This window comes from Pseudomonas migulae, from assembly GCF_024169315.1.
Lineage (GTDB): Bacteria > Pseudomonadota > Gammaproteobacteria > Pseudomonadales > Pseudomonadaceae > Aquipseudomonas > Aquipseudomonas migulae_B.
In genome coordinates, this window is record NZ_JALJWR010000001.1 from 4,142,848 (window position 1) to 4,162,112 (window position 19,265).

The 19,265-nt window shown below is 59.4% G+C and carries 18 protein-coding genes and 1 pseudogene; 7 read left to right on the plus strand and 12 right to left on the minus strand.

The window, feature by feature from the left end:
* Positions 1-3: 3 nt before the first annotated feature.
* From tauA to J2Y86_RS19100, 4 genes are all read right to left on the minus strand, one after another.
* A complete protein-coding gene (gene tauA / locus J2Y86_RS19085; RefSeq protein ID WP_253434816.1) occupies positions 4-981 on the minus strand; it encodes a taurine ABC transporter substrate-binding protein in 978 nt (325 codons plus the stop codon).
* A gap of 244 nt (positions 982-1,225) precedes the next feature.
* Positions 1,226-2,809 (minus strand): glutamate--cysteine ligase, encoded by a 1,584-nt coding sequence (gene gshA / locus J2Y86_RS19090; RefSeq protein ID WP_253434819.1) that lies wholly within the window; start codon positions 2,807-2,809, stop codon positions 1,226-1,228.
* A gap of 292 nt (positions 2,810-3,101) precedes the next feature.
* The gene (locus J2Y86_RS19095; RefSeq protein WP_007972875.1) at positions 3,102-3,485 is read right to left on the minus strand and encodes a PaaI family thioesterase; all 384 of its coding nucleotides are present in this window, start codon (positions 3,483-3,485) and stop codon (positions 3,102-3,104) included.
* Positions 3,485-5,809 carry a Tex family protein gene (locus tag J2Y86_RS19100; RefSeq protein ID WP_253434821.1) on the minus strand — a complete coding sequence of 775 codons (2,325 nt, stop codon included), beginning with the start codon at positions 5,807-5,809 and terminating at the stop codon, positions 3,485-3,487. The genes J2Y86_RS19095 and J2Y86_RS19100 overlap by 1 nt, the downstream gene beginning before the upstream one ends.
* 363 nt (positions 5,810-6,172) lie before the next feature.
* On the opposite strand from J2Y86_RS19100, the gene ompR reads away from it, so the two are divergent.
* On the plus strand, positions 6,173-6,913 hold the full coding sequence (ompR, locus tag J2Y86_RS19105) for an osmolarity response regulator transcription factor OmpR (protein WP_008032260.1): 741 nt from the start codon (positions 6,173-6,175) through the stop codon (positions 6,911-6,913).
* Between the two features lie 103 nt (positions 6,914-7,016).
* The gene (locus J2Y86_RS19110) at positions 7,017-8,330 is read left to right on the plus strand and encodes an ATP-binding protein (RefSeq protein WP_253434825.1); all 1,314 of its coding nucleotides are present in this window, start codon (positions 7,017-7,019) and stop codon (positions 8,328-8,330) included.
* A gap of 130 nt (positions 8,331-8,460) precedes the next feature.
* Here the strand turns inward: J2Y86_RS19110 and rimK are convergent, their stop codons facing one another.
* The 3 genes from rimK to J2Y86_RS19125 are packed head-to-tail and all read right to left on the minus strand — an operon-like array spanning position 8,461 to position 10,638.
* Positions 8,461-9,366, minus strand: a complete 906-nt coding sequence (gene rimK / locus J2Y86_RS19115) for a 30S ribosomal protein S6--L-glutamate ligase (RefSeq protein ID WP_007952690.1) — start codon at positions 9,364-9,366, stop codon at positions 8,461-8,463.
* Positions 9,363-9,824 (minus strand): ATP-dependent zinc protease family protein, encoded by a 462-nt coding sequence (locus tag J2Y86_RS19120; protein WP_193393014.1) that lies wholly within the window; start codon positions 9,822-9,824, stop codon positions 9,363-9,365. Before J2Y86_RS19120 ends, rimK begins: the two co-directional genes overlap by 4 nt.
* A gap of 34 nt (positions 9,825-9,858) precedes the next feature.
* Entirely contained in the window at positions 9,859-10,638 is a 780-nt protein-coding gene (locus tag J2Y86_RS19125; protein ID WP_253434827.1) for an EAL domain-containing protein, read from the minus strand.
* A 116-nt stretch (positions 10,639-10,754) separates the two neighbouring features.
* On the opposite strand from J2Y86_RS19125, the gene J2Y86_RS19130 reads away from it, so the two are divergent.
* Positions 10,755-11,162, plus strand: coding sequence for an RNA-binding S4 domain-containing protein (locus J2Y86_RS19130; protein WP_253434830.1), 408 nt, complete (start codon positions 10,755-10,757; stop codon positions 11,160-11,162).
* Positions 11,163-11,400: 238 nt separating this feature from the next.
* Here J2Y86_RS19130 and J2Y86_RS19135 read toward each other — a convergent pair.
* Positions 11,401-11,640: pseudogene (locus J2Y86_RS19135) on the minus strand (phosphatase PAP2 family protein); the annotation flags it as partial.
* A gap of 101 nt (positions 11,641-11,741) precedes the next feature.
* Between J2Y86_RS19135 and hslO the strand changes: the two are divergent.
* Together hslO and J2Y86_RS19145 are read left to right on the plus strand one after the other, a co-directional pair.
* A complete protein-coding gene (hslO, locus tag J2Y86_RS19140; RefSeq protein ID WP_253434833.1) occupies positions 11,742-12,644 on the plus strand; it encodes an Hsp33 family molecular chaperone HslO in 903 nt (300 codons plus the stop codon).
* Positions 12,645-12,823: 179 nt separating this feature from the next.
* On the plus strand, positions 12,824-14,365 hold the full coding sequence (locus tag J2Y86_RS19145; protein WP_253434837.1) for a phosphoenolpyruvate carboxykinase: 1,542 nt from the start codon (positions 12,824-12,826) through the stop codon (positions 14,363-14,365).
* Between the two features lie 143 nt (positions 14,366-14,508).
* Here the strand turns inward: J2Y86_RS19145 and J2Y86_RS19150 are convergent, their stop codons facing one another.
* The 4 genes from J2Y86_RS19150 to J2Y86_RS19165 all read right to left on the minus strand — a co-directional run bounded on the left by J2Y86_RS19150 (position 14,509) and on the right by J2Y86_RS19165 (position 16,239).
* Positions 14,509-14,862, minus strand: a complete 354-nt coding sequence (locus J2Y86_RS19150) for a DUF1493 family protein (RefSeq protein ID WP_253440375.1) — start codon at positions 14,860-14,862, stop codon at positions 14,509-14,511.
* Between the two features lie 246 nt (positions 14,863-15,108).
* On the minus strand, positions 15,109-15,405 hold the full coding sequence (locus tag J2Y86_RS19155) for a hypothetical protein (protein ID WP_253434840.1): 297 nt from the start codon (positions 15,403-15,405) through the stop codon (positions 15,109-15,111).
* 335 nt (positions 15,406-15,740) lie between these two features.
* Positions 15,741-15,941 carry a type II toxin-antitoxin system RelB family antitoxin gene (gene relB / locus J2Y86_RS19160; RefSeq protein ID WP_253434843.1) on the minus strand — a complete coding sequence of 67 codons (201 nt, stop codon included), beginning with the start codon at positions 15,939-15,941 and terminating at the stop codon, positions 15,741-15,743.
* 22 nt (positions 15,942-15,963) lie between these two features.
* Entirely contained in the window at positions 15,964-16,239 is a 276-nt protein-coding gene (locus J2Y86_RS19165; RefSeq protein ID WP_253434847.1) for a hypothetical protein, read from the minus strand.
* A gap of 296 nt (positions 16,240-16,535) precedes the next feature.
* Here J2Y86_RS19165 and J2Y86_RS19170 point away from each other — a divergent pair, with 296 nt between their 5' ends.
* Together J2Y86_RS19170 and J2Y86_RS19175 are read left to right on the plus strand one after the other, a co-directional pair.
* Positions 16,536-17,039, plus strand: coding sequence for a polysaccharide deacetylase (locus J2Y86_RS19170; protein WP_253434850.1), 504 nt, complete (start codon positions 16,536-16,538; stop codon positions 17,037-17,039).
* Between the two features lie 284 nt (positions 17,040-17,323).
* Positions 17,324-19,258, plus strand: a complete 1,935-nt coding sequence (locus J2Y86_RS19175) for a RecQ family ATP-dependent DNA helicase (RefSeq protein WP_253434853.1) — start codon at positions 17,324-17,326, stop codon at positions 19,256-19,258.
* The last annotated feature ends 7 nt before the right edge of the window (positions 19,259-19,265 follow it).

A 19,265-nucleotide genomic window follows, 5' to 3' on the forward strand; every position in this document is an offset into this window, starting at 1 on the left:
CGATCAGTTGGTGATGAACTTGGCGCTGACGTACGGCGCGTAGTCCGGCAGCACGGCCTCGACCTTGCCTTGCTCCTTGAGGAACACGGCGGTGTCGGTGATGGCTTTGGTGGTCGGCGCGCCGAGGGTAATCACCTGATCAGCTGCCAGCGGGAAGACGTTGCCTTGCAACAACAGCGGAATGTCGCTGGCCTTGGCACCGGACAGCTTCACCAGTTTGTCGACGTTGGATTGATTGGCGAGCCAGGCTTTCGGGTCCTTGCGGTAATCGGCGTAGGCGTCGAGGGTGACTTTGGCGAACGCGGTGACGATTTCCGGGTGTTTCTCGGCGAAGTCTTTGCGCACGATCCACGCATCAAAGGTCGGCGCGCCGAACTTGGCCAGTTCGCCGGAGGTGATCAGCACCTTGCCGTTTTCCTTGGCCACGCCGAGTGCCGGATCCCAAACGTAAGTGGCGTCGATGTCACCGCGTTTCCACGCAGCGATGATCGCCGGCGGGGCGAGGTTGAGGACGGTGACTTTCGATGGGTCGATGTTCCAGTGCTTCAGTGCGGCGAGCAGGCTGTAGTGACCGGTGGAAACGAACGGCACGGCGATTTTCTTGCCGATCAGGTCTTGTGGGGTCTTGATGCCGGAACCGTCGCGGGCGACCAGTGCTTCAGCGGCGCCGATCTGCGTGGCAATGAGGAAGGTTTCTACCGGGACTTTACGGGTGATTGCAGCCGTCAGGGGGCTGGAACCGAGGTAACCGATCTGCACGTCGCCGGACGCGATGGCAGCGATGATGTCGGCACCGTTGTCGAATTTGCGCCAGTCGATCTTGGCGTTGGTGGCTTTTTCGTACGCGCCGTCGGCCTGGGCGACTTTTGCCGGGTCCACGGTGGTCTGGTAGGCAACGGTCACGTCAGCCGCCTGGGCAAAGAAACTCGCTGCCGCCAAAGACGCGGCCGCCAGGAGGCGAAGAGGGAAATGCAGTTTCATTGAAAAGCTCCTTGTCAGGCGGACCGAGGGTCGGCGTGAAAAGGAGACTAAATGATATAAGAATCCGAAAATAAATAACTTTTTCGAATGAGCTTATGAGCGGAAAATTCTAAGCAGGACCGCGGCGCGGCCTTCGCGGGCAAGCCTCGCTCCTACGGTTTTGTGTCGGTCACACAATTGTGACTGACCCCGAACCTGTAGGAGCGAGGCTTGCCCGCGAAAAGGTCCGAAGGACCTTCAGAGGTTAGTTGCTGATCGCCAGAATGCTCGCCTGATACGACCCGACAAACACATCGAAATCGCCGACTTCGTTCTGTTCCAGCTCGACCTGTTCGGCCAGTGACGAACGCGCCCGGTCTTCAAATTTCGCCTGGTCTTCGCTTGAAAGCGGCTCGCTACGGAAATACTCCGCGTGGGCCTGGCTCTGACGCAGGGAGAACTGGCTGAAGCTTTCCTTGTGCTCGGCCATCGCCGCCAGCACCTGGGCCGATGGCGTCAGGGACGGGTCTTTGACCTTGGCCAGTTGCGCGTTCAGCGCCTTGCTGTGCGCATCGCCGCCATGGCTCTGATCGAGCAACGCCGCGAGAGGTGCAATCTTCTCCAGCAACTCGCCAGCCCACTCTTTCAAGTCAACCGGTTGACCGTCGCGCTGCAGTTGCAGGCCAGGGCGGCGACCTTCCTTGACCACGCTGAGGAAGTTCGAGGTCGCGTTGCCGCACGAATTATTGGTCAGCAGCGGGCTGTCGTTCAGCGCGCAGTACAGCAGGAACGCATCGAGGAAGCGTGATTCGGTGAGGTCGATGCCCATCGGTAAGAACGGGTTGATGTCCAGGCAACGCACTTCGACGTACTGAATGCCACGGGCCACCAGCGCCTGGATCGGCCGTTCGCCGGTGTAGGTCACGCGCTTCGGACGGATGTTGGAGTAGTACTCGTTTTCGATCTGCAGGATGTTGGTGTTGAGCTGAACCCACTCGCCGTCCTGATGCGTACCGATTTCAACGTACGGGGGATACGGCGTGGCCACGGCTTTGCGCAGGCTGTCGGTGTAGCTCGCCAGATCGTTGTAGCACGGCGTCAGACCGGCCTGGGCGTTGCTCTGGTAACCGAGGTCGCTCATGCGCAGGCTGGTAGCGTACGGGAGGTACAAAGTGTCCGGGTCCAGTTGTTCCAACTGGTGCGAACGACCGCGCAGGAAACCGGCGTCCAGCGCAGGCGAAGCACCGAACAGGTACATCAGCAGCCAGCTGTAGCGGCGGAAGTTGCGGATCAACGCGATGTAGGCCGACGACTGATAGTCGCGGTCAGTACCGACAAAGCCTTCCGCTTCCTTGAGCAGCGGCCAGAGTTTTTCCGGCAGGGAAAAGTTGTAGTGAATCCCGGCGATGCACTGCATGGTCTTGCCGTAGCGCAGGGCCAGCCCCTTGCGATAGACATACTTGAGCTTGCCGATGTTGGACGTGCCGTAATAGGCGATCGGGATATCTTCCTCGGCCGGCAACGGGCACGGCATCGACGGACTCCACAGGTACTCGTTGCCGAGCTTGCTGTAGGCAAAACGGTGAATCCTGTCCAGGCTCGCCAGGGTGTCGGCCGGGTCGGGCAGGGCGGGCGTGATGAATTCCAGCAGCGACTCGGAATAGTCGGTGGTGATTTGTTCGTTGGTCAGCGCGGAACCCAATTCTTCCGGGTGCGGCGTTTGCGCCAGGCGACCTTCGCCGGTCACGCGCAGGCATTCACGTTCGATGCCGTGAAGGCACTGTTCGAGCAGAGAGAGGTTAGCGCGCTCGCCGAGCAGAGCCAGGCGGCGGTTGAGAAGTTCGCTCAAGTTGGATTCCTTCACGCGTCAGTCGCCCCAATATGGGGGTGGGCAAGACGGTCTACAAGGGTGAAGTTGAAACTGGCGTTTTCGCCTGGTTTTTGAGCAGCACAGACCTCATGCCGGTCGGTCAAGGATCAGTCGCCACGGACCCTGTGGGAGCGGGCTTGCTCGCGAAGAGGGCGTGTCAGTCAACATTTAAGTCGCCTGACACACCGCTTTCGCGAGCAAGCCCGCTCCCACAGAAAATCCCGGCGCCGCTTTCATAGCGCCGAAATTAACTCAAATCGGGGGTGGGTAGCTACAGGACAGCGAACGTGCCTTGTGCTTTTGCGACGAGTTTGTCGCCTTGCATCACGTCGGCTTCGACCACCAGCGTGCGGCGGCCCGGGTGGATGACCCGCGCCGTGCACATCACCTCACCGTCAGAAACGGCGCGGATGTAGTTGATCTTGCATTCGATGGTCGCGCTCTGCTGGTCAAAGCCATGGGTACTGGAACAGGCCAGCCCCATGGCAATGTCCACCAGACTGAACAAGGCCCCGCCGTGCAGCTTGCCGCCGCGATTGCGCAGTTCTGGCTCCAGCGCCAGGGCGACTTGCGCCACCCCGGTTTCCAGGCTGTGCAAGCGACACCCCAGCAACTTGAAAAAAGCGCTTTCGGTCAGCCCGGCCGGGATGTCCATCAACGTTTCTTCAGTTGCTTGGCGTTGGCGAACAGCGAAGCCATGGCGTTGTTGGCCGGAGCCGCTGCCGTGGTTTCCTTGCGCGGTGCAGTGTTCTGCGACTGGCGTGGCGCCGAACCCGGACGTGCACCACGGGCACCGTCGATTTTCTCGCCGGGGGTGTCGCTCATGCGCATCGACAGGCCCACGCGTTTGCGCGGGATGTCGACTTCCATGACCTTCACTTTCACCACGTCACCGGCCTTCACCGCTTCGCGCGGATCCTTGATGAACTTCTCCGAAAGCGCGGAAATGTGCACCAAACCGTCCTGATGCACGCCGATGTCGACGAACGCGCCAAAGTTGGTCACGTTGGTCACGACGCCTTCGAGGATCATGCCCAGCTGCAGGTCCTTGAGGTCTTCGACGCCTTCCTGGAACTCGGCGGTCTTGAACTCGGGACGCGGGTCGCGACCGGGTTTTTCCAGCTCTTGCAGGATGTCGGTGACCGTTGGCAGACCGAAGGTTTCGTCGGTGTACTTTTTCGGATCAAGACGCTTGAGGAAGCCGGCGTCGCCGATCAGCGAGCGAATGTCGCGGTCGGTTTCAGCGGCGATGCGCTGCACCAGCGGATAGGCTTCCGGGTGAACCGCGGACGAATCCAGTGGGTTGTCACCGTTCATGACGCGCAGGAAGCCGGCGGCCTGTTCGAAGGTTTTCTCGCCCAGACGCGCAACTTTCTTCAACGCCGCACGGGTTTTGAACGCGCCGTGCTCGTCGCGGTGGCTGACGATGTTCTGCGCAAGGGTCGCGTTGAGGCCGGAGATGCGAGCCAGCAACGCTACGGAAGCGGTGTTCACGTCCACGCCCACGGCGTTCACGCAGTCTTCGACCACGGCGTCCAGGCCGCGTGCCAGTTTCAGCTGCGACACGTCATGCTGGTACTGGCCGACGCCGATGGATTTCGGATCGATCTTCACCAGTTCGGCGAGAGGATCCTGCAAGCGACGAGCGATGGACACCGCGCCACGGATCGACACGTCGAGGTCCGGGAATTCCTTGGAGGCCAGTTCCGACGCGGAGTAAACCGATGCGCCGGCCTCGGAGACCATGACTTTGGTCATCTTCATCGCCGGGTATTTTTTGATCAGCTCAGCGGCCAGCTTGTCGGTCTCGCGGCTGGCGGTGCCGTTGCCGATGGCGATCAGGTCCACCGAATGCTTGGCGCAGAGGGCGGCCAGAATCGCAATGGTCTGATCCCACTTGTTGTGCGGCACGTGCGGGTAAACCGTGGCGTGATCCAGCAGTTTGCCGGTGGCATCGACCACGGCCACCTTGCAACCGGTGCGCAGACCCGGGTCGAGGCCCAGGGTGGCGCGCGGGCCGGCCGGGGCCGACAGCAGCAGGTCGTGCAGGTTGTGCGCGAACACGTTGATCGCTTCGGTTTCTGCGCCATCGCGCAGCTCGCCCAACAGATCGGTTTCCAGGTGAGTGTAGAGCTTCACTTTCCAGGTCCAGCGCACCACTTCGCCCAGCCATTTGTCAGCGGCGCGGTTCTGGTTCTGGATGCCGAACTGCTGGCCGATCATGCCTTCGCACGGGTGCATGGTGCCCGGCAGTTCATCGCCGACTTTCAGCGCGGAGCTGAGAATGCCTTCGTTGCGGCCACGGAAAATCGCCAGCGCGCGGTGCGACGGCATGCTTTTCAGGGGTTCGTCGTGTTCGAAGTAGTCGCGGAACTTGGCGCCTTCCTCTTCCTTGCCGGCAATCACGCGGGCACTGAGGGTGGCTTCCTGCTTGAGGTAGCTGCGCAGCTTGTCCAGCAAACCGGCGTCTTCGGCGAAGCGTTCCATCAGGATGTACTTGGCGCCTTCGAGGGCGGCCTTCACATCGGCGACGCCTTTTTCGGCGTTGATGAAGCGCGCGGCTTCGGTGTCTGGCGTGAGGGTCGGGTCGTTGAACAGGCCGTCGGCCAGCTCGCCGAGGCCGGCTTCCAGGGCGATCTGGCCCTTGGTGCGGCGCTTCTGCTTGTACGGCAGGTACAAGTCTTCGAGGCGGGTCTTGGTGTCCGCGAGCTTGATGTCGCGTTCCAGTTGCGGGGTCAGCTTGCCTTGCTCTTCGATGCTGGCAAGGATGCTGATGCGCCGTTCGTCGAGTTCTCGCAGGTAGCGCAGACGCTCTTCCAGATGACGCAACTGGATGTCATCGAGGCTGCCGGTCACTTCTTTCCGGTAACGGGCGATGAAGGGAACGGTAGAGCCTTCATCGAGTAGCGCGACGGCCGCTTCGACCTGTTGTGGGCGTACGCCGAGTTCCTCGGCGATGCGGCTGTTGATGCTGTCCATAAAACCACCTGACAAATTGTGAAAGCAGGCTCGCAGGCGCAGGGATAAAGGCTCGGCGAGTCTGGTTGAGCGGCCTGGCCTGCGCCGCTACCTGGATCAACAGGCATCCCGTTGACCCGTGAAATCGAACAATTACTGCCGCGGCGATGAAAATAAAAAGCCGCAGCCAACAAGGTAACGATAAGACGTTGCCTGACACAAAAGGCCGCGCATTATAACCAGCGTTCTGTCATTCGGGGGCATCACAGGCTGTAGGCACAATGCCCGGATTTCTGGCGGTGAAGGAAAAATCTGCTAACAATGCACACGGTGCGTATAACGGCAGCTACGCCATAATGCGCGCCGAGATCAAAGGAGCATCCAATGAGCAGCACTGCAAACATTGCTGAAGGCGAAAAAATTCTTATCGTTGACGACGATCCGGGGCTCAGCAGCCTGCTGGAACGCTTTTTCGTCAGCAAGGGCTACCGTGCCCGCGCCGTACCGAACACCGAGCAAATGGACCGCCTGCTGGCGCGTGAAGTGTTCAACCTGGTCGTCCTCGACCTGATGCTGCCCGGCGAAGACGGCCTGACCGCCTGCCGCCGCCTGCGCGGCGCGAACAATCAGATTCCGATCATCATGCTCACCGCCAAGGGCGACGAGCTGAGCCGAATCAAGGGCCTGGAACTGGGCGCCGACGATTACCTGGCCAAGCCGTTCAACCCTGACGAGCTGATGGCGCGTGTCAAAGCCGTCCTGCGTCGTCAGTCCGCTCCGGTGCCGGGCGCACCTGGCAGCGAAGACGAAAGCGTGACGTTCGGCGACTACGAATTGTCGCTGGCGACTCGCGAACTGAAACGCGGAGACGAAGTGCACATGCTCACCACCGGTGAGTTCGCGGTGCTCAAGGCGTTGGTCATGAACGCGCGTCAGCCACTGACTCGCGACAAGCTGATGAACCTGGCCCGTGGCCGCGAGTGGGATGCCCTGGAGCGTTCCATCGACGTGCAGATTTCCCGTCTGCGCCGGATGATCGAACCCGATCCATCCAAGCCGCGTTACATCCAGACCGTCTGGGGCGTGGGCTACGTGTTCGTTCCGGATGGCGCCGCCACCAAGTGATCGGCGATTTGTAGGAGCGGGTCGTGCGGACGTTATTGTCCGCAGACTCGCGATCCGCAATATGCGAGCATCGCTCGCTCCTGCAAGTGTGTAGCGGTTATTCATGAAAACCCCCGTGTGGTTCCCCCAGAGTTTCTTCTCCCGCACCCTGTGGCTGGTGCTCATCGTCGTCCTGTTCTCCAAGGCGCTGACCCTGGTTTATCTGCTGATGAACGAAGACGTGCTGGTGGATCGCCAATACAGCCACGGCGTCGCCCTGACGCTGCGCGCCTATTGGGCGGCGGATGAAAACAACCGTGAAAAGATTGCCGAAGCCGCGACCCTGATCAGGGTGGTGGGCGCCGGTGTGCCGGAAGGCGAGCAACACTGGCCTTACAGCGAGATCTATCAGCGGCAGATGCAGGCTGAGCTTGGTGCCGACACCGAGGTGCGATTGCGCATGCACTCGCCGCCGGCTCTGTGGGTTAGGGCGCCGAGTCTCGGTGATGGCTGGCTGAAGGTGCCGTTGTACCCGCATCCGTTGCGCGGCCAGAAAATCTGGAACGTGCTGGGCTGGTTCCTTGCCATCGGCTTGCTGTCCACGGCCTCGGCGTGGATCTTCGTCAGTCAGCTCAATCAACCGTTGAAGCGCCTGGTCTATGCCGCGAGGCAACTGGGCCAGGGCCGTAGCGTGCGCCTGCCAATCAGCGACACACCGAGTGAGATGACCGAGGTGTATCGCGCCTTCAACCAGATGGCTGAAGACGTCGAACAGGCCGGCCGCGAGCGCGAGCTGATGCTGGCCGGGGTGTCCCATGACTTGCGTACGCCGCTGACGCGATTGCGCCTTTCACTGGAACTGATGGGCGACCACAGCGACCTGACGGACGACATGGTGCGTGACATCGAAGACATGGACGCGATTCTCGACCAGTTCCTCGCGTTCATTCGCGATGGCCGCGATGAATCGGTGGAAGAGGTGGACTTGACCGATCTGGTCCGCGAAGTCGCCGCGCCGTACAACCAGAATGAAGAGAAAGTACGCCTGCGACTGGAGCCGATTCAGCCGTTTCCATTGCGTCGTGTGTCGATGAAGCGGCTGCTGAACAACCTGATAGGCAACGCGCTGCATCATGCCGGCAGTGGGGTTGAGGTGGCGGCCTATGTGTCCGGGGATACCAGCGCACCGTATGTGGTGCTGAGCGTCATGGACCGTGGGGCGGGGATCGATCCGTCGGAGCTGGAAGCGATCTTCAATCCGTTTACTCGGGGGGATCGTGCTCGGGGTGGCAAGGGGACCGGTTTAGGCTTGGCGATCGTGAAGCGGATTGCTTCGATGCATGGCGGGAATGTTGAGTTGCGCAATCGGTCTGGTGGTGGGCTGGAAGCGCGGGTGCGGTTGCCGCTTGGGTTGATGTTGCCTCGGGATGCGGTTTAAGCGCTGGCATCTTCGGTGTTGCTGATGGCCTCTTCGCGGGCAAGCCTCGCTCCTACAGTTGAATGCGGTCAACTGTAGGAGCGAGGCTTGCCCGCGAAGGCGGCCTTCCAGCCGCCATAACTTTAAGGGTTTAACCCTTGCCTTTGGTCCGTGTCATATTCGGCCCGCCATTCTTCTCAAGATGCTCAATGATGATCCCCGCCACATTCTTCCCGGTGGTGGTTTCAATCCCTTCCAGACCCGGTGAGGAATTCACTTCCATCACCAACGGCCCGTGATTGGAACGCAGGATATCCACACCCGCCACCGACAAGCCCATCACCTTCGCCGCGCGCAGCGCGGTCATGCGTTCTTCCGGCGTGATCTTGATCAGGCTGGCGCTGCCACCGCGATGCAGGTTGGAGCGAAACTCTCCAGGCTTGGCCTGACGCTTCATTGCCGCGATCACCTTGTCGCCCACCACGAAACAGCGAATGTCCGCACCGCCGGCTTCCTTGATGTATTCCTGAACCATGATGTTCTGCTTGAGGCCCATGAACGCCTCGATCACCGATTCCGCCGCCGTCGCCGTTTCACACAGCACCACGCCAATGCCCTGGGTGCCTTCCAGCACCTTGATCACCAGCGGTGCGCCGTTGACCATGTCGATCAGGTCGGGAATGTCATCCGGGGAATGCGCAAACCCGGTGACCGGCAAACCGATTCCACGGCGTGACAGCAATTGCAGCGAACGCAGTTTGTCCCGCGAGCGGGCAATGGCTACCGACTCATTGAGTGGAAACACCCCCATCATTTCGAACTGGCGCAACACCGCGCAGCCATAGAACGTGACCGACGCACCGATCCGCGGGATCACCGCGTCGAAACCTTCCAGCGGCTTGCCGCGGTAGTGGATCTGCGGCTTGTGACTGGCGATGTTCATGTAGGCGCGCAGGGTGTCGATCACCACCATTTCATGGCCACGCTCGGTACCGGCTTCGACCAGACGACGAGTGGAATACAGACGCGGGTTCCGCGACAGCACAGCGATCTTCATGCAACACCTGTGGAGGAGGTAGATACCGGGAACACCGGCTTGTCTTGTACATATTTAATGCCCGGATTGACCACCAGCTGGCCGTCGATCAAGGCTTTGGAACCGAGTAGCAGGCGATAACGCATGGACTTGCGGCAGGCGAGGGTGAACTCGACCCGCCAGACCCGATCACCGAGGGCCAGGGTGGTGCTGACCACGTATCGCTTCTGCGCATGGCCGTTGGAGCTTTTGATGGTTTTCATCGTCACCAGCGGCGCTTCGCAGCGACGGTGACGCAGTTGCACGACCGTGCCCAGGTGCGCGGTGAAGCGCACCCAGCTCTCGCCCTCGCGCTCGAACGGCTCGATGTCGGTGGCGTGCAGGCTGGAGGTGCTGGCGCCGGTGTCGATTTTTGCCCGCAGGCCCGCGACTCCCAAATCCGGAAGCGCCACCCACTCGCGCAGACCGATAACGGTCAAATGGTCAAATGTCTTCAATAGGAAAAACCGGCGATTATCGCGTCCAGGCGTCAGGCGATACCTGAGCCAACGCTTTGAATGCAGGTTTGGCGAACCAGTAACCCTGCATCAGAAAAATTCCACAGTCCGCCAGGAAATCCCGTTCTCCGGCGCTTTCAATGCCTTCGGCGATGACTGTAACGTCCAACTCCGCACAGATTGTGACAATCCCCCGAACGATAGCCTGACGAACACGATCGCGGTCGACATCGCGGATCAGTGCCATGTCGAGTTTGATCAGGTCCGGTTGGAAATCAGCCAGCAGATTGAGCCCCGAGTAGCCCGCGCCGAAATCGTCGATTGCGGTCTTGAAGCCGAATTCGCGGTATTCACGCAGAATATTAGTCAAATGGCGATAGTTATCTACGTGCTCGCTTTCCAGGGTTTCGAAAATCAGACGGTCGATGGGAAAGTTGTGTGTTTTCGCGGCCTCCAGCGTGCTGCGAATGCAGAGTTCCGGGCGGTAGACAGCGTTGGGCATGAAGTTGATCGACAAGTGTGTCTGCATGTTTAGACGAGCCGCGCCTTCAATGGCTCGCATCCGGCAGAGCTGGTCGAAGCGGTAGCGATTCGCCTCTGTAATCTGATCCAGCACAGACAGTGCGCCTTCCCCCGCGAGGCCGCGCACCAGGGCTTCGTGGGCGAAAATCGACTGATCCCGCAAGTCGACGATCGGTTGGTAGGCAAAGGCAAAATCGAAGCCCAGCGGCTCGCTTTGCTGACAGCCCTGGCAACCGCCTTGGGGCGAGGTCAATGAAGCCGGAAATATAGTCACTCGATCACTCCATGCCGGGGATCCGGCCTTGCTCACAGTCTATCTGGAGAGCCGGGTTCTTGCGCCCGACAGAAACGGTAGTACAGTTCCGACTATTGGCCGAAAGAGGAATTCATATGGCACAAAAACAGGAAGAGGACGACAAGGTCCGTCTCGATAAATGGTTGTGGGCCGCGCGTTTTTATAAAACACGTGCCTTGGCGAAAGCGGCGATTGAAAGCGGCAAGGTGCATTGCCGGGGCGAGCGCTGCAAGCCAGGCAAGGAGCCGCGAATCGGCGACGAATTCCAGATTCGCGCTGGGTTTGAGGAGCGCACGGTGGTGGTCCAGGCGCTATCGATCGTGCGCCGTGGTGCGCCGGAGGCTCAGGCGTTGTACGCCGAAACCGAAGCCAGTATCGCCAAGCGCGAAGCGGCGGCGGCCATGCGCAAGGCCGGTGCGTTGGGCGTGAGCACCGATGGCAAGCCGAGCAAGAAACAGCGGCGGGATTTGTTTAAGTTTCGTGGGAGCAGTAACGACGAGTGAGTCAGATGTTTCTGTATTGCTTGGGCTGACGTCATCGCGGGCAAGCCCGCTCCCACAGTGACCGCGTTGTTTGAACGTTATGCGGTCCCTGTGGGAGCGTGGCTTGCCCGCGATCGAGTGCGCAGCACTCGCCCGGCAGCACCACAAAATCAGGCGATACGCACCACACTCATCCGCGAAACCATCGGCATGTTCCCCAGTAGCCCAAACAACGCCAGCCCCCAGATCACCAGTGAAACAGAATCGCCCCGACCACCGCATCGAAAGGGCACAGACTTGCAATTGCCCAGATGTGCAGCCATATCGGGTTAGTCGCCAGCGGCGAATTGAGTGGGTGAAACAGCCACTCGTCGAATATCACACACAGCCTCTGACCCGTAGGCCATAACCAGAAGGCCAACAGTGCCAGAGGCACAACATGCAGATTGCCAAACCGGCGGGCGTTCCACCTTGCTTGGAACAAACCCGGATTGTTCATAAAATGCCTCCCATGGCTGAACATCGCGCACCAAAACGGTGCTGCAGAGGCGCAATTTTCACGTTATGTAATTCTTGTCATTACTTCAGATACCCAGACCTATGACCGATCTACCGGATACCGACTACACCCAACGCTTCATCTTCGATGACAGCGACACCCGCGGCGAGCTGGTGTCGTTGGAGCGTAGCTACACCGAAGTCCTCGCCAAACACGCTTACCCGGAGCCGGTAAAACAGCTGCTCGGCGAACTGATGGCCGCGGCGTCGTTGCTGGTCGGCACCTTGAAGTTCGATGGCTTGCTGATTCTCCAGGCCCGTTCCGATGGCCCGGTGCCGTTGCTGATGATCGAATGCTCCAGTGAGCGCGAAATCCGTGGCCTGGCCCGTTACGAGGCTGACCAGATCGCCCCCGACGCAACCCTCGCCGACCTGATGCCCAACGGCGTATTGGCGCTGACCGTCGACCCGACCCAAGGCCAGCGCTACCAGGGCATCGTCGACCTGGATGGCGAAACCCTGTCGGAGTGCTTCACCAATTACTTCGTCATGTCCCAGCAGGTAGGCACGCGTTTCTGGCTGTACGCCGATGGCCGTCGCGCCCGTGGCCTGTTGCTGCAGCAACTGCCCGCCGATCGTCTGAAAGACGAAGAAGAACGCGCCGCCAGTTGGCAGCATGTCACTGCATTGGCCAGCACCCTGACGGCCGATGAATTGCTCAGCCTGGACAACGAAACCGTGCTCCATCGCCTGTACCACGAAGAGCAGGTTCGGCTGTTCGATGTGCAGAAGCTACGCTTCCGTTGCAGCTGCTCGCGCGAACGTTCTGCCAATGCACTGGTCAGTTTGGGTCAGGAAGATGCCCAGGCACTGGTCATCGAACACGGTGGCCACATCGAGATCGATTGCCAGTTCTGCAATCAGCGTTACCTGTTCGATGCCGCCGATATCAGTCAATTGTTCGCTGGCGCGGGTGTCGAGACGCCGTCAGATACCCGTCACTAAAACGGTTCAGCGCAGGTAAATTCACTGGATAGTGCCGGAATAACGCCGTTACGACGGGAGGGCCCTACTTTTTTTGGGCTTTTCTGGCATAATCCGGCCCACTTTTTTCGCGGTAGTAGTGCACGACTTTCTACTACAAAACGTTTGGAGCACTCGGCCACTGGCCGACGGGGAACCTCATGACGCAAGCCAATAACGCCGTGTACACCGATCTGAGTGTTGATGATCTGGTTAAAGAAGCCCTGAATCGCGGTGAAGGCGAGCTTGCCGATACCGGCGCGCTGGTTGTTCGCACCGGTCACCGTACCGGCCGCTCGCCAGTCGATCGTTTCATCGTTGAAGAGCCGACCACCCAGGCCGCTATCGCCTGGGGCCCGATCAACCGCAAGTTCCCGGCCGACAAGTTCGATGCCCTGTGGGCTCGCGTCGAGGCGTTCAACAACGCGCAAGAGCATTTCGTTTCCCACGTGCATGTAGGTGCGTCTGAAGACCACTACCTGGCCGTGAAGATGACCACCCAGACTGCCTGGCAGAACCTGTTCGGTCGTTGCCTGTTCATCAACCCGGAAAAGTACAACCCGGCTGGCCGTGATGAGTGGCAAGTGCTCAACGTTGCCAACTTCGAATGCGTGCCTGAGCGTGACGGCACCAACTCCGATGGTTGCGTGATCCTCAACTTCGCCCAGAAGAAAGTGCTGATTGCTGGTATGCGCTACGCCGGCGAAATGAAAAAAGCCATGTTCTCGGTGCAGAACTTCCTGCTGCCAGCTGCCGACGTACTGCCGATGCACTGCGCCGCCAACATCGGCGAAGCGGGCGACGTGACCCTGTTCTTCGGCCTGTCCGGCACCGGTAAAACCACCCTGTCCGCCGACGAAAGCCGTTACCTGATCGGTGACGACGAACACGGCTGGGGCGAAGGCGTTGTCTTCAACATCGAAGGCGGCTGCTACGCCAAGTGCATCGACCTGTCCGAGAAGAACGAGCCGGTCATCTGGAAAGCCATCAAGCACGGCGCAGTCCTGGAAAACGTCGTGATCGATGACGCCAAGCACGCCGACTACGCCGATGTCAGCCTGACCCAGAACAGCCGCGCCGCCTACCCGCTGGAACACGTTGCCAAGCGTTCCGAGAAAAACCTCGGTGGCGAGCCAAACGCTGTGATCTTCCTGACCTGCGACCTGACCGGCGTACTGCCGCCAGTCTCGATCCTCAGCGAAGAACAAGCGGCCTACCACTTCCTGTCCGGCTACACCGCACTGGTGGGCTCGACCGAAATGGGTTCCGGCAGCGGCATCAAGTCGACCTTCTCCACCTGCTTCGGCGCACCGTTCTTCCCGCGTCCGGCCGGCGAATACGCAGAACTGCTGATCAAGCGCATCCGCGGCTTCGGCTCCAAGGTCTACCTGGTCAACACCGGCTGGACCGGCGGCGGCTACGGCGTCGGCAAACGTTTCAACATCCCGACCACTCGCGGCGTGATCGCAGCGATCCAGAGCGGCGCGTTGATCGGTGCTGAAACCGAACACCTCGACACCATCAACCTCGACGTGCCACTGGCCGTACCGGGCGTTGAGACCGGCCTGTTGAACCCACGTAATACCTGGGCTGACAAGGCTGCTTACGATGAAGCCGCTAAAGCACTGGCCGGGTTGTTCGTTGAGAACTTCAAGAAGTTCGAAGTGAGCGACGCGATCAAGGCTGCTGGGCCTAAGTTGTAAGAGCTGGTTTGATGGAATGAGAAAGCCGCCCTTTGGGGCGGCTTTTTTGTATGTGCAATTCAGGCTGTCAGGCACACCGTAACTGCCATTATTCCAACCGAAAAGGCACTAAACGACCAGAATAATGACACTTACGCGTTCGGCTAGATGCCTTCCAATTCCTGTGTCTCCCACCGTTGCACTTTGATCGCTTGGTAAAGCATTCCGATGGTTAGCGGGACTTTGTCACCGCGCCCCTTCGCCCGGCGCTTTTGAAACACATCAAACCCTTCCGGTTGGAAGTAGCGATAAGCGTCGTAGTCGATGAAATCGATTCCAAACTGTTCTTCCAGGGCTTCCATCAGGTTTCGCGCATCGGCGCCGTCGCAGCCCAGGTCGAAGTTGATCGAGGTGTTGAGGCTGATAGTTTTGCGTTCGGGCAGGCCGAGTTCTTCGTGCAGCAACTGCATGAGCAGGTGCATGGTGTGGTCGTCGGGGAAGTTGGGGGCGAGGTTCATGGTGCGTTGCCCCTTATTGGCCTGAGTCATACCGATATCCTTGCGATTTTTTCTGGCTTGCAACGCATCAACATGAGATTCACGGGAAGGCTGACGCGCATCCCGTAGGATCTCGTTCGTCTGTTGCACGCTTTCCATCAGCTCATCAAAAAATTTGCTCATGGTTATCTCCGGTTTTCGATGGCGGCTTCCAGCGCTGTTTGACCGTTCCCACGCAGAACGTAAGAACGATCTGTTTACTCGACGTCAGGCAGGGGCTTTCCAGCCCATCATGCGTTGTTGGGCGACTGTGAGCAGGTCGCAGCCGTCTTGGGCCAACAGGTATAGCGCGTGGGTGATATGCGGGATGTCTTCGAGATCGCCTTGTTCGAAGCATTGGCAGTGCAGGGTTCGGAGCAGTTCGCTGGAGGCTCGCACACGCTGGAGGGCGGCTTCGAGGAGGTCTTGGGGGTTGGCCTCTGTGTCGATGATCAGGGCCGGGGTATCGGTTAGGTTGGTTTTGAGTGGGCGGTAGCGATCGGGGAACGGGTTCAAAATATTCATTTAACTTTTCTCTTTTATGTATCTGAAGAACCGCCACTATCGTGACCAAACGATGGGTGGCGGACTGTGTTCAGGTTGGTCAACCAGGGAGAGAAAACCCGGGTACGCAAAAGCGTCCCGAACACAGCCGCCATAAAGCGTACCGATACAAAAAGAAGTCGGCAGCATACAAGGGCATGCGTAAGTTTTCTCTCAAAATCAGGTGACCAAACCCGAGTCGCTGATTTGGCAGCGACGGTCTGACTATAGGTGTGAGTCGCCGGTTGGCGATAGGCGACAAGGTGTCTTCTGTTGTAGGACCGGGATGAAGCTTTGATAGGGCGTTGCCTACGGACTTATCTCTTGCGCAATTTTTCGCGTTTGCTTGCCATCAATTGCCTGGCTTCCTCGTCGGGAATGCTTGGGCGTGGGTCGTCGAGACTGGCTTGTACCTGGGCTCTGAACCATGCGTCGTAGGCTGCTTTTTCTTGAGATGGTTGAGTTTCGGGGATTTTGGTTTTCATCAGGGTTACCGCGTTATCGTTCTTCGCGGGCAAGCCTCGCTCCTACAGGGGGGCATTAACCAGCGGTGAGTTTTGGGAGGCGTTGGCGGGCGATGTCGAGGAGTTCGTTGCCGTCCTGGGTCAGCAGGTAAAGCGCGTTGACGATGTTGGGAATGTCGCTCGCGTCCGCCTGTTTGAAGCACAGGCAGTACAGCGTTTCGAGCAGGTCGCTGGCGGCGTGGATGCGTTGGCGGGCGGCGTCGAGGATTTCGTGCGGGTCGGCCTCGGTGTCAATGACCAGGACCGGGGTGTCGCTGTAGCGGCTTTTGAGTGGGCGATAGCGGTCTTGCATCTGGGTCAGTCCTGTAGGAAGTCTGGCAGGCCGACACACTGTTTCAGCCGCGCCGAAAACTATGAAGCGCACGACGTGTTGCGGCAATACGGCCGCAATCGACACAGTTTGTAGGGGATTTACTGGTCTTCGGGTATTAGCCCTACACGTTTCCCGAGGTTTTTTAATCAAAACCCTTACAAGTGAAATTTCCTACGTGTTTGTCAGGCGCAGCGCAGCAAACCTCTGTATCGTGCGCGCCAGAATCTGTAGGGCATTTCGAAAATGCCTGGTTAAGCACTTAAAGGGAATTAGGTATGCAGTGGCTACGTATGGCCTCGGTTTTGTTGTTGTGGGCGGGTGTTTGTCGATTGACCGGCGCGGCCGACGCGGGTAACTCGATGTTGCTGGCCAACATGGACCGCACCGGTTGGCCCGACGCGCTCACCACGCAAGCGAACATGGACACCGCCTCCCGCGCCGAGGTGTTGATGTTCGGCAAGGCGCTGCTGGCCAGTGAAGCGCTGGACGAGCAGGGTCTGAAACAACGCTTGGGCGTGCAGGCGGTGAAGCTCAAGTCTGTGCGACAGGTGCGTGACGGGCTGTGGGATCGATTGCTGACCACCTACCGCAACGCCAGCCAGAACTGCGATGGCGAACCGTTCTGCCCGCGTGTGCGAAGCGTCGCTGATTTGCGTCAGTTGGCGGCGGCGTTCACTGGCGAAATCAGTCCGGCTCATGCGGCTTGGGCGAGCAAGAGCCAGGTGTTTCATGAGCAGGCGTTGAATGAGCAGCTGCGGGTGGCGGTGTTGGTGCCCTGAGCTTGCCCGATGTTTTTGCAGTTTTTTCCTGGCCTCTTCGCGAGCAAGCGCGCTCCCACAGTTGATCTTCAGTGACCCCGGGGTTTGTGTACGACCCAAAACCTTTGTGGGAGTGAGCCTGCTCGCGATAGCGATCTGACAGTCACCCAATTCCTCATGCCTTGCCATCCCTCCGCACCATCCGCTGTATCATTCCGTATCGTTTTTGCCCCCGACCTTTTCTCGACTCGCTGCGATCACCGGCTAGGCTTTGGGCTTCGCAGCGGTCAACGGAGTGACAGCTTATGCACAACACCCTGGAACAGGTTTTCGGTTATCCACAGTTTCGGCCCGGCCAGGAGGCGACGATCAGCGCGGTGCTCGCGGGGCGTTCGGCGGCGGCGATTTTCCCCACGGGTTCAGGCAAGTCTCTGTGTTACCAAATGTCGGCGTTGTTGCTGCCGCACCTGACGTTGGTGGTCTCGCCGCTGCTGGCGTTGATGCAGGATCAATTGGCGTTTCTGCAGCGACACGGTATCGCGGCGGGCAGTATCGATTCGGCCCAGAGCCGCGACGACGCCAGCGATGTGATGGCCCGCGCCAAGTCCGGTGAATTGAAGATTCTGATGATTTCCGTGGAGCGTCTGAAGAACGAGCGCTTCCGCAATTTCTTGCAGCAGGTGCCGATCTCGCTGCTGGTGGTGGACGAGGCGCATTGCATCTCGGAGTGGGGCCATAACTTCCGCCCCGACTACCTCAAGCTCCCGGACTATCAGCGCCAGTTCAACATCCCTCAAGCGTTGCTGCTCACTGCCACTGCGACGCCCAAGGTGATCGCGGATATGGAGGCCAAGTTCGCCATCGCTCCGGAAGACGTGGTGACTACCGGTTTCTACCGGCCAAACCTCAACTTGCTGGTCGAGCCGGTTCGCGGTCAGGACAAACGCCGACGTTTGGTCGAATGGATGAGCGAACGTCCCGACCAGCCGAGCATCGTCTACGTGACCCAGCAGAAAACTGCCGAGCACGTCGCCGAACACTTGGGGCGCAACGGCATTCAGGCTGAGGCGTATCACGCCGGTTTGCCCCACGAACAACGGGAAGCGATCCAGAAGCGCTTCATGGGCGGGCAGTCCAATTGCATCGTCGCGACCATCGCCTTTGGCATGGGCATCGACAAGAGTGACATCCGCAACGTGGTGCATTTCGACCTGCCGAAATCCACCGAAAACTACAGTCAGGAAATCGGTCGCGCCGGTCGTGACGGGCAGCCGTCTGACTGTCTGGTATTGGCCAACCGCGACAGCCTCAACGTGCTGGAAAACTTCGTCTACGGCGATACGCCGGAACTGGACGGCATTCGTCATGTGCTCGACGAGTTGCAAGCCGCTGCGCCTGAGGGGCAGTGGGAGTTTCTGCTGGGACCGTTGGCCGATCAAAGCAACATTCGCCAGTTACCGCTCAAAACCTTGTTGGTGCAATTGGAACTGCGCAGAATCATTACCCCGCGTTACGCCTATTACGCCGAATACCGCTTCAAGTATTTGCAGGAGCCGGAGGACTTGCTGGCCCGCTTCGAGGGTGAGCGCAGGGACTTCGTCGCAGCAATCATCCAGACGTCCACTCGCGCGCGGAGCTGGGCCACGGTCAATTTCGATGCGTTGTACGCGCAGCATCGAGCCGAGCGCGATCGGGTGGTCAAGGCACTGGATTATTTCCAGGAGAAGGGTTGGGTCGAGCTCGAAAGCAAGCAAATGACCGAGGTCTACAGCCTACTGCAAACGGAATTCGACAGTCAGGCACTGAGTGCCGAACTGCACACCTATTTCACCCAGCACGAACGCACCGAGATCGCGCGAATCCACGCCATGCTGGATCTGTTCGCCACTGACCATTGCCTGGGTTATCGACTGGCCGAGTATTTCGGTGACGAAAACGCGCCGCAGCAGTGCGGGCATTGTTCGGTGTGCTATGGGCATGTGGCCCGACTGCCCGCACCTCCGGAGTTGCCGGCGCTTGTGGATAAAAATTTCGAGGCGCTGTGCGGTGATTTTATCCACAAGCATGAGCAGCACGTCGGCAGCGTTCCCTCGGCCGAGCGGGTGACACGGTTTTTGTGCGGGATCAGCGTACCGCTGTTTACCAAGCTCAAGGCACGGTCGATTCCCGGATTTGCCGCGCTGGAGAATTATCCATACGGCGAAGTGCGAGGGTGGACTGAAGCGCATTTACCCAAATGAACGGTGA

What these genes read in the sequence shown, in the direction of transcription:
- tauA (WP_253434816.1), bottom strand. Translation starts at nt 981, where the DNA reads ATGAAACTGCATTTCCCTCTTCGCCTCCTGGCGGCCGCGTCTTTGGCG.
- J2Y86_RS19095 (WP_007972875.1), bottom strand. Translation starts at nt 3,485, where the DNA reads ATGGACATCCCGGCCGGGCTGACCGAAAGCGCTTTTTTCAAGTTGCTG.
- J2Y86_RS19100 (WP_253434821.1), bottom strand. Translation starts at nt 5,809, where the DNA reads ATGGACAGCATCAACAGCCGCATCGCCGAGGAACTCGGCGTACGCCCA.
- ompR (WP_008032260.1), top strand. Translation starts at nt 6,173, where the DNA reads ATGAGCAGCACTGCAAACATTGCTGAAGGCGAAAAAATTCTTATCGTT.
- J2Y86_RS19110 (WP_253434825.1), top strand. Translation starts at nt 7,017, where the DNA reads ATGAAAACCCCCGTGTGGTTCCCCCAGAGTTTCTTCTCCCGCACCCTG.
- rimK (WP_007952690.1), bottom strand. Translation starts at nt 9,366, where the DNA reads ATGAAGATCGCTGTGCTGTCGCGGAACCCGCGTCTGTATTCCACTCGT.
- J2Y86_RS19130 (WP_253434830.1), top strand. Translation starts at nt 10,755, where the DNA reads ATGGCACAAAAACAGGAAGAGGACGACAAGGTCCGTCTCGATAAATGG.
- hslO (WP_253434833.1), top strand. Translation starts at nt 11,742, where the DNA reads ATGACCGATCTACCGGATACCGACTACACCCAACGCTTCATCTTCGAT.
- J2Y86_RS19145 (WP_253434837.1), top strand. Translation starts at nt 12,824, where the DNA reads ATGACGCAAGCCAATAACGCCGTGTACACCGATCTGAGTGTTGATGAT.
- J2Y86_RS19150 (WP_253440375.1), bottom strand. Translation starts at nt 14,862, where the DNA reads ATGAACCTCGCCCCCAACTTCCCCGACGACCACACCATGCACCTGCTC.
- J2Y86_RS19155 (WP_253434840.1), bottom strand. Translation starts at nt 15,405, where the DNA reads ATGAATATTTTGAACCCGTTCCCCGATCGCTACCGCCCACTCAAAACC.
- J2Y86_RS19165 (WP_253434847.1), bottom strand. Translation starts at nt 16,239, where the DNA reads ATGCAAGACCGCTATCGCCCACTCAAAAGCCGCTACAGCGACACCCCG.
- J2Y86_RS19170 (WP_253434850.1), top strand. Translation starts at nt 16,536, where the DNA reads ATGCAGTGGCTACGTATGGCCTCGGTTTTGTTGTTGTGGGCGGGTGTT.
- J2Y86_RS19175 (WP_253434853.1), top strand. Translation starts at nt 17,324, where the DNA reads ATGCACAACACCCTGGAACAGGTTTTCGGTTATCCACAGTTTCGGCCC.